The organism is Micromonospora globispora, from assembly GCF_003857015.1.
Classification (GTDB): Bacteria; Actinomycetota; Actinomycetes; order Mycobacteriales; family Micromonosporaceae; genus Micromonospora; species Micromonospora globispora.
In genome coordinates, this window is the sequence record NZ_QGGF01000381.1 from 1 (window position 1) to 9,539 (window position 9,539).

6 protein-coding genes and 1 pseudogene are annotated in these 9,539 nt (G+C 71.4%); 4 read left to right on the plus strand and 3 right to left on the minus strand.

From position 1 onward, the window contains the following. Positions 1-85: 85 nt before the first annotated feature. From DKL51_RS19625 to DKL51_RS19640, 3 genes and pseudogenes are all read right to left on the minus strand, one after another. Entirely contained in the window at positions 86-1,129 is a 1,044-nt protein-coding gene (locus tag DKL51_RS19625; protein ID WP_124812353.1) for a 4Fe-4S dicluster domain-containing protein, read from the minus strand. A gap of 14 nt (positions 1,130-1,143) precedes the next feature. Continuing rightward, positions 1,144-4,389 (minus strand): annotated as a pseudogene (gene fdh, locus DKL51_RS19630) (formate dehydrogenase); the annotation flags it as partial. A gap of 395 nt (positions 4,390-4,784) precedes the next feature. After that, positions 4,785-5,378 (minus strand): hypothetical protein, encoded by a 594-nt coding sequence (locus DKL51_RS19640; RefSeq protein WP_124812355.1) that lies wholly within the window; start codon positions 5,376-5,378, stop codon positions 4,785-4,787. Positions 5,379-6,203: 825 nt separating this feature from the next. On the opposite strand from DKL51_RS19640, the gene DKL51_RS19645 reads away from it, so the two are divergent. The 4 genes from DKL51_RS19645 to mshC all read left to right on the plus strand — a co-directional run. Further along, a complete protein-coding gene (locus DKL51_RS19645; protein ID WP_109966113.1) occupies positions 6,204-6,917 on the plus strand; it encodes a histidine phosphatase family protein in 714 nt (237 codons plus the stop codon). Between the two features lie 97 nt (positions 6,918-7,014). Next, on the plus strand, positions 7,015-7,596 hold the full coding sequence (locus DKL51_RS19650) for a DUF3090 domain-containing protein (protein WP_109948030.1): 582 nt from the start codon (positions 7,015-7,017) through the stop codon (positions 7,594-7,596). Continuing rightward, the gene (locus DKL51_RS19655; protein ID WP_109948031.1) at positions 7,593-8,411 is read left to right on the plus strand and encodes an SCO1664 family protein; all 819 of its coding nucleotides are present in this window, start codon (positions 7,593-7,595) and stop codon (positions 8,409-8,411) included. Before DKL51_RS19650 ends, DKL51_RS19655 begins: the two co-directional genes overlap by 4 nt. A 67-nt stretch (positions 8,412-8,478) precedes the next feature. Further along, the coding region (gene mshC / locus DKL51_RS19660; protein WP_124812356.1) for a cysteine--1-D-myo-inosityl 2-amino-2-deoxy-alpha-D-glucopyranoside ligase at positions 8,479-9,539 on the plus strand (1,061 nt) is incomplete at its 3' end.

Consider the following 9,539-nt stretch of genomic DNA (forward strand, 5'->3'; position numbering starts at 1 on the left):
CGCCCGCCGAGGCGCTCCGGCCCCTCGGCCGCCAGCCGCTCGCGGAACCGGCGGAACAGGTCGCCGACCGGGGCACGCTCCGGACTCACGATGAACCTCCGACGAACGCGGCGACGGCCGCCGCCGCCATGGCCAGGGCGGCCAGCCCGGCCCGCTTCCACATCTTCGGCAGATCCCGGGTGGTGACCACCGGGTCCGGGGGCAGGCCGTAGACCTCGGGCTCGTCGAGCAGCAGGAAGAACGCGCCGTCGCCACCCACGCCGTCGGTCGGGTCGTGGCCGTAGAGGCGGGCCTCCGGCACCCCCCGCTCGTGCAGCACGGCCACCCGCTGGGCGGCGCGTTCCCGCAGCTCGTCGAGGGGACCGAACTGGATCGACTCGGTCGGGCACGCCTGCGCGCAGGCCGGCGTCATGCCGGCGCCGAGCCGGTCGTAGCAGAGGGTGCACTTCCACGCCCGGCCGTCGCCCTTGCGCTGGTCGATGACGCCGTACGGGCATGCGGAGATGCAGTAGCCGCAGCCGTTGCAGATGTCCTCCTGCACCACCACCGTGCCGAACTCGGTGCGGAACAGCGAACCGGTCGGGCAGACGTCGAGGCACGCGGCGTGGGTGCAGTGCTTGCAGACGTCCGACATCATCAGCCAGCGAAAGTCGGTGCGCGACTCGGCTCCGGTGGACCGGCCGGGCGGCTGGGCGCCGGGCATGCCGAGGAACTCCGGCCCGGCGGCCATCCGGGCGGCGGCCTGCGGGTCACCCGGGGGCACGCCGGGAGTCGTGCCGGTCTCGTTGACCGTGCCGGCCGCGGCGGCCGCGCTGGCCGGGCTGACCGCCGGACCGGTCGGGTCGCCGGCGAATGGCGGGGTGCGGTGCCCGGCCGGGCGGGGCTGCTCGATGAAGGCAACGTGCCGCCAGGAGTTGGCGGTCAGCGCCCCGGTGTTGTCGTACGACATGCCGAGCAGGTCGAACCCCGAGTCCGGTACGCCGTTCCACTCCTTGCAGGCCACCTCGCACGCCTTGCAGCCGATGCAGACGCTGGTGTCGGTGAAGAAGCCCATCCGTGGGCCCGCCTCGTCCCAGCCGGCGTCCGGTGCGGGGTCGAGCGGGCCGTACAGGCTGTTGGCCTCGATCATCCGACCTCCCGTTCGGACGCGTCGGTCGTGACGATCGGCGGGCGACCGCCGGTCATTTCGGCCCGCCGCCGATAGTCGTCCACCAGCTCGAGCAGGGCGGGCCCGGTCGGGCGCCGGCCGGGCCGGATGTCGCACGTGCCGACCTTGCTCTCCTGGATCAGCACGTTCGGGTCCAGCGTGATACCGAACAGGTCGTTGACCGAGTCGCCGGTGACGATCCCCTCCCGACCGAAGTGGTACGGCAGCCACACCTGGTGGATCACCCGACCGTCCAGCCGCAGCGGGGTGAGCCGGTCGGTCACCAGGACCCGGGCCTCGATGGCGGCCCGCCCGCTGATCAGGTGCGCCCACCCGAGGTGTGCCAACCCGAGTTCGCCCGCCAGCTCCGGGGAGACCTCGACGAACATCTCCGGCTGGAGTTCGGCCAGGCGTGGCACCGTCCGGCTCATCCCGCCGGCGGTGTGGTGCTCGGTGAGCCGGCTGACGGTGAACACGTACGGGAAGACGTCGCTGTGCGGCTGCGGCGGACTCGGGTTCACCGAGTTGATCGGGTTGTCGTAGACCTTCCGCGTCGGGTTGGCCTGCTGCCCGTACAGCGGGTTGCGCATCGGCGACTCGGCCGGCTCGTAGTGCGTCGGCATCGGCCCGTCCTGCAGCCCCGACGGGACGTACAGCCAGCCCTTGCCGTCGCCCTGCATGATGAACGCGTCGTCGCCGGCCAGCCCCTGCACACCGGTGGCGCCCTCCGGCGGCCGGTACGTCGGCGGCTTCTTCTTCTCGAAGTCCGGCACGTCGTAGCCGGTCCACTCGCCCTTGTCGGCGTCCCACCACACGTACTGCTTGCGTTCGCTCCACGGTCGACCCTCGGGGTCGGCCGAGGCGCGGTTGTACAGGATGCGGCGGTTCGCCGGCCAGGCCCAGCCCCACTCGGCGGCCACCCAGTCCTGCTCGTGCCGGGACTTGCGGCGGGCGGCCTGGTTCACCCCGTCGGCGTACACCCCGGTGTAGATCCAGCAGCCGATCGCGGTGGAGCCGTCGTCCTTCGCCTCCGTGAACGCGGACAGCGGGCGCCCGGTCGCCACCTCGTACCCGTTGATCTCCTTCAGCACCGCCTCCGCGCTCGGCTCCGCGAGGTCGCCGTGCGTGGGGTAGTCCCACTTGAGGTCACGCACCGCGCGGTCGCGTGGCTTGTCCGAGGCGGCCAGCTTCTGCCGGATGATGCGGCCGAGGTGGTAGAAGAACCACAGCTCGGAGCGGGCGTCACCCGGCGGGTCGAGCGCCTTCTCCCGCCACTGCAGCAGCCGCTGCGTCTGGGTGAAGGTGCCCTCCTTCTCCACGTGCGAGGCCGCCGGGATGAAGAACACCTCGGTGCGGCACTCCTCCGGCACGATCTCGCCGGTCTCCACCTCCGGGCTGTTCTTCCAGAACGTCGCGCTCTCGATCATGAACAGGTCGCGAACCACCAGCCAGTCGAGGTTCGCCATGCCCAGGCGCTGGGCCTTGCCGTGCGCCGAGCCGACCGCCGGGTTCTGGCCGAGCAGGAAGTACCCCTTGACCTTGCCGTCGATCATGTTCAGCACCGTCTGGTACGTCCCGTGGTCGCCGGTCATCCGCGGCAGGTAGTCGTAGCAGAAGTCGTTCTCCGGGGTCGCCGCGTCGCCCCAGTACGCCTTGAGCAGGCTTGCCCCGAACGCTCGCGCGTTGGCCCAGAAGCCCTTCTGGCCCGGGTGCCGGATGCTGTCCACCCAGTCGGTGAAGGTCGCGTGGTTGTGGCAGTTCGGCATCGGCAGGTAGCCCGGCAGCAGGTTGAACAGTGTCGGGATGTCGGTGGACCCCTGGATGCTGGCATGCCCGCGCAGGGCCAGCACCCCGCCCCCCGGGCGGCCCATGTTCCCCAGCAGCAGCTGGATGATCGCCCCGGTGCGGATGTACTGCACGCCCACGGTGTGCTGGGTCCACCCCACGGAGTAGATCAGCACCCCGGTGCGCTCCCGACCGGAGTTCTCCGTCCAGGCGCGCGCCAGCTCCAGGAACTTCTCGTGCGGGATGCCGCAGACCCGTTCCACCATCTCGGGCGTGTAGCGGGAGTAGTGCCGTTTCAGGATCTGGTAGACGCAGCGGGGGTGCTGCAACGTCTCGTCCCGCCGCACCTGGCCGCCGACCGGAATGCCGTGCGACTCGTGGCGCAGGCCGGCAGCGGTGTCCCGCTCCCGGTCGGCGGCGCGGTAGCCGGTGGTCTCCTCCTGGCCCACGTACTGCCAGCTGCGCTCGTTGTACGTGTGGGTCCGCGGGTCGTAACCGGAGAAGAGGCCGTCCAGGTCCTCGGTGTCGACGAACTCGTCGCTGACGATGGTCGCCGCGTTCGTGTACGCCAGCACGTACTCCCGGAAGTCGAGTTCGTTCTCCAGGATGTAGCGCACGATGCCGCCGAGCAGCGCGATGTCGCTACCCGCCCGGATCGGCAGGTAGGTGTCGGCCAGCGCGCTGGTGCGGGTGAACCTCGGGTCGACGTGGAAGACCTTCGCTCCCCGCCCCTTGGCCTCCATCACCCACTGGAAGCCCACCGGGTGGGCCTCGGCCATGTTCGAGCCCTGGATGATGACGACGTCAGCGTTGGCGACATCCTGCTGGAAGACCGTCGCGCCGCCGCGACCGAAGCTGGTCCCCAGACCGGGGACGGTGGCGGAGTGTCAAATGCGGGCCTGGTTCTCGATCTGTAGTGCGCCGAGCGCTGTGAAGAGCTTCTTGATGACGTAGTTCTCTTCGTTGTCCAGCGTGGCGCCGCCGAGGCTGGCGAACCCGAGGGTGCGGTTCAACACCCGACCCTGGTCGTCGGTGTCCTCCCAGGTCTCGTCGCGCGCGGCGATGACCCGGTCGGCGATCATGTCCATCGCCGTCTCGAGGTCGAGATCCTCCCACTCGGTGGCGTACGGCCGGCGGTAGCGGACCGTGGTCTCCCGCAGCGGGCTGGTGACCAGGTTCTTGCTGGCCGAGCCCTTAGGACAGAGCCGGCCACGGGAGATCGGGCTGTCCGGATCACCCTCGATCTGGGTGACCTGCCCGTCCTTGACGAACACCCGCTGACCGCAGCCCACCGCGCAGTACGGGCAGACCGAACGTGCCATGCTGTCGGCGGTCTCGGTGCGTGCCGTCAGGGTCGCCGAACGGGCCGACTGGGCCGCGGCACCCCGACCGAGCGGGTCGGTGCCGGTGAGCTGCCGGTAGACCGGCCACCCCTCGATGAAGGTCTTGAGACCCACTCCGACACCCTCCTTCGCCAGTGGCGGAAGCTGACCTCCTGAACATAGGGCAGCAGTGGGGCCCGCGCGACTCGAGTCGCTGATCATTTCTCCGCCGCCCCGACACGTGGGGAGGCACAGACAGCGGCGCCCCGGCCGGATGGCCGGGGCGCCGCTGGGCGTCGGTGTGCAGGTCGCCTCTCGGCGAGTGGCGCGACGCGGCTCCAGCCGAACGGTATTCCGCGAAGGCAATTTAGGTGAGGCCCGGGGACACTGGGCACACCGACGCTCTGCACAACGGTACGGGCCCCTCCCCTGTTCCGCCCGGTGAGTGCCGTCACCACACAGAACAAAGCCGCTGGCCGGCACCCTGGTGAGGGTGCCGGCCAGTGGTCGGTTCACGGTGTTCGGTTGGGTCAGCTGTTCCAGTGCTGGGCGACCAGGTCGGCGGCCTGCTGCTCCCACTGGGCGTAGGCGTCCGGGTAGGCCGACACCTGCACCGTCTGCGCGGCCTGCGTCAGGGGCATGTCCTGCCACCCGTCGACCTGCTTCAGACCCTTCTGGAAGGCCATGGTCGAGTACTCGGGGTCGGTGATCTGCTCCGGGGTACCCCAACCCGAGGAGGGGCGCTGCTGGAACAGGCCCAGCGAGTCGTGGTCGTTGCGGTCACCCAGGTGACCCAGGTTCTCCAGCTTCGACTCCTGCAGCGACGTGGCGATGGAGATGACCGCGGCCCGCTCGTTCAGGCCCGACTTCTTGGTGGCGGCGATGATCGCCTTGGCGTTGGCGGTCTGCTCGTCGTTCAGGTCGATGTGCGACTGCGCGCCCTGCACACCATGCGGGATCAGCTTGGCGGTGTCCACGCCCGGCTTGTCGGCCTGCACCGCGACCGCGGCGGGCGTGGCGTCGACCGGGGTGGCGGCGTGGGCGGTCAGCGGACCGGCGAACACACCACCGGCGAAGGCGAGACCAGCAACACCAAGAACGCTCTTACGGAAGATCGTGTTCATGGGGGAAAGCTCCATTCGGGGGTCGGCGCACGCCCGACGGGGGTCAGGGCCGCGCGCAAGCACCGTCAGGCGCCCAAGAAAGCAAAAAGGGGGGAAAGTCTTCATCCGGGTCGACCGCGGGGCCGGGGGCCTGCTCGCGGCGCCGGGACCATGTGTAACGACCACCGGCCGGCCATCATTCCGGGCCAGGCCATCCGGCAGGATCCCGCGGGGGCGGGGCTGCTACCTCGGCCGTCGGGGATGTGTAACGCCCCCACCCCCGCCACGATTCCGGCCCCGCGATGCCGCCGGTCACACCCACAAACCGGACACCGACCCCACACGGCCCAGTCGGCCACAGCGGCGGACGGGCAATCCACCCCACATGTCGCAGCCGGGTCACTGCCGCTGGCACGGCAAGATCCGCGCAACTTCAGGGAAACAGGCCCCTCCGAACGCGTTCAGGCACCAACTTCGGGGAAACTGTGCGGATCTTGGGCAGGCAGGCGCGGTTCCGCCCTCGCAACGCGGGGAGGCACCAACTTCCGGGAAACAGCGCGGATCTTGGGCAGGCAGGCGCGAGTTGCGGGAAACGGCGCGCACCGGCCGCGCGAAGCGCCCCGGCCGCACGGCCGGCACGGACCGCGCCCAGGTCACGGGTGTGGCCCCCCGTGACCGGCGCAGGGATCAAGCCTGACCACCCGGAGCCGGGCACGGCGGGCCACACCCCACCACCGCAACCACCCGGGGACCTAACGCACGGACGGGCCAAGCTGGCCACCCCAATGAGCAGAAGGCACGGCGGAGCCAGACGGAAAAGAACCCCACCCCGACCAAGGCCCTAGGGTGGTCACCGTGGCGACCCTTCTGCTTCTGCGACACGGCCGGACCACCGCGAACGCCGACGGCGGCCTCGCCGGCCGGCAGCCAGTCGAGCTGGACGACACCGGTCGCGCCCAGGCCACCGCGGTGGGGGAGCGGCTGCGCAACCTTCCCCTGGCCGCGGTGGTGACCAGCCCGCTGATCCGCTGCCGGCAGACCTTGGAGTTGGCCCTGCCGCGGGCGGAGCCGGTGGTGGAGGAGGGGTTGATCGAGTGCGGGTACGGCGGCTGGGAGGGGCAGCCGTTGAAGAAGCTCGCGAAGGAGCCGCTCTGGCCGGTCGTCCAGCAGCATCCGAGCGCCGCCGTCTTCCCGCAGGGGGAGTCAATGGCGGCGATGTCGGCGCGGGCGGTGGCCGCGGTGCGCTCCTGGGATGCCCGGGTCACCGCCGAGCACGGGCCGGAGGCGGTCTGGCTCGCGTGCAGCCACGGCGATGTGATCAAGGCCATCGTGGCGGACGCGCTCGGCGTACATCTGGATCTTTTCCAGCGGATCGTGGCGGACCCGGCGTCGGTGACCGCGATCCGCTACACGCCGCTGCGGCCGTTCCTGGTCCGGCTCAACGACACCGGCGGCGACCTGGCCGGGCTGGTGCCGCCGTCCCGGAAGCGGCGTCGGCGGGCGACCCGTACGACGGATTCGGACGCGGCCGTGGGTGGTGGCGCGGGAGCGGCGCGGTGAGCCGGACCATGCCCGGGCGGTTTCCGGCCGTCGCCCGGCGGGGATTCGCGCTCGGTGCGGTGCGCGATGCTTCCGCGCGCCGGATAGGGTCGTGGGTATGACCCACCAGGTGCACGCCTTCGAGCCGCCGGAGCGGTTCGTCGCCGGGACCGTCGGCTCGCCGGGGGAGCGCACGTTCTTCCTCCAGGCGCGCGGCGGTGGCCGGCTGGTCAGCGTCGCGCTGGAGAAGGTCCAGGTGTCCCTGCTCGCCGAGAAGCTCGAGGAGCTGCTCTCCGAGGCGCAGCGCCGGTTCGGCGTGGACCTGCCGGAGACGACGACTGCCGCCGTCGGCGACAACGACCCGCTGGACACCCCGGTCGACGAGGAGTTCCGGGTCGGCACCCTGGGCCTGGCGTTCGACGTGGACACCGCCACCGTGGTGATCGAAGCGATCGCGGTGGGCGAGACCGAGGTCGAGGTCGAGCTGGGCGACGCCGACGACGACGAGGACGAGGATCCGGACGAGCCGGACGACGACCTCGACCGGCTCCGGGTGCGGCTGACTCCCGAGGCGACCCGCGCGTTCATCGAGCGGGCCCGTCGGGTGGTCAACGCCGGCCGTCCGCCCTGCCCGCTCTGCGGCCAGCCGTTGGACCCCGCCGGCCATCTCTGCCCGCGGCACAACGGTTATCACCGGTGACGTCGTCGGAACTCCAGCCCCGACAGGACGGCGCCGCCGCTCTCCGACTGCTCAGCGACGGTGAGCTCGACCTGGAGGGGCGGCTGGTCGACGCCTCCAACGCCACCCTGCGTGGGATCCTCACCCTCGACGGGGTGACGGCCCACTGCGTCTACAAACCGGTGCGCGGCGAGCGTCCGCTCTGGGACTTCCCGGACGGCACCCTCGCCGGCCGGGAGGTCGCCGCCTACCTGGTCTCCCGCGCCACCGGGTGGGATCTGGTGCCGCCGACGGTGCTGCGCGACGGGCCGTTCGGCCCCGGCTCGTGCCAGCTGTGGATCGAGGAGCCGGAGGACGCCGAGCCGCTGGTCGGCTTCGTGCCCGCGAAGGCGGTGCCGCCGCGCTGGTTCCCGGTCGCGGCGGCCCGGGACGACGACGGTGCCCCGTACGCCCTGGCGCACGCCGACGACCCCCGGCTGGCCCGGCTGGCCGTCCTCGACGCGGTGATCAACAACGCCGACCGGAAGGGCGGTCACGTGCTGGTCGGGCCGGACGACCGGATCTACGGCGTGGACCACGGGGTGACGTTCCACGTCGAGGAGAAGTTGCGCACCGTGCTCTGGGGCTGGGCGGGCCGCCAGCTCCCGCCGGACGCGGTGGAGATGCTCGACGGCCTCGCCGGGCAGGTCACCGGGGTCCTCGGCGACGAGCTGGCCGAGCACCTGACGATCAGCGAGGTCGCCGAGCTGGCGGCGCGGATCGAGCGGCTGCGGGAGACCGGCCGGTTCCCCCTGCCGCCGGAGGACTGGCCGGCGATGCCCTGGCCCCCGATGTGAGCCGTTGTCGCGTTGATCACCCGAGGGGCGGCACCCGGCGGCCTGACAGATCGTTAGGCTGACGGTCATGGAGTCTTGGGCGGGACACGAGGTGCCACGGCTTCCCGGTGAGGGGCGGCCGCTGAGGTTGTACGACTCGGCGCGACGTGGTGCCCACCCCAGCCAGCCGGACCAGGCCGCCTCGATGTACGTCTGCGGCATCACCCCGTACGACGCCACCCACCTCGGCCACGCCGCCACCATGATCACCTTCGACCTGGTGCAGCGGATGTGGCGGGACGCCGGCGTGGACGTGCGCTACGTGCAGAACGTCACCGACATCGACGACCCGCTGCTGGAGCGCGCCGAGCGCGACGGTGAGGACTGGAAGGTCCTCGCCATGCGGGAGACCGCGCTGTTCCGGGAGGACATGGAGGCGCTGCGGATCATCCCGCCGGCGCACTACGTGGGCGCGGTCGAGTCGATCCCGGACATCGCCGAGAAGGTGCTGGTCCTGCTCAAGGAGGGTGCCGCGTACCGGCTGGACGACGGCACCGGTGATGTCTACTTCGACATCAGCGCCGCCCCGCAGTTCGGCTACGAGTCCAACCTGTCCCGCGAGCAGATGCTGGAGATCTTCCCGGAGCGCGGCGGCGACCCGGACCGGGCCGGCAAGCGGGACCCGCTGGACCCGCTGCTCTGGCGCGGCGCTCGGGAGGGCGAGCCGTCCTGGCCGGGCGGCGAACTCGGCGCCGGCCGCCCCGGTTGGCACATCGAATGCGCGGTGATCGCGCTGAACCTGCTCGGCGACCGGATCGACGTGCAGGGCGGCGGGAACGACCTGCTCTTCCCGCATCACGAGTGCTCGGCCGCGCACGCCGAGCGGCTCACCGGCCAGGCGCCCTTCGCCGACCACTACGTGCACGCCGGCATGATCGGCCTGAACGGCGAGAAGATGTCCAAGTCCAAGGGGAACCTGGTCTTCGTCTCCCGGCTCCGTGCCGACAAGGTGGATCCGATGGCGGTCCGGCTGGCCCTGATGAGCGGCCACTACCGCACCGACCGGTCCTGGACCGACGACCTGCTCGCGGCCGCGCAGGAGCGGCGGCCCGGCGCCAGCGGGCCAGCCGCTCCTGCGCGGCCGCGAGC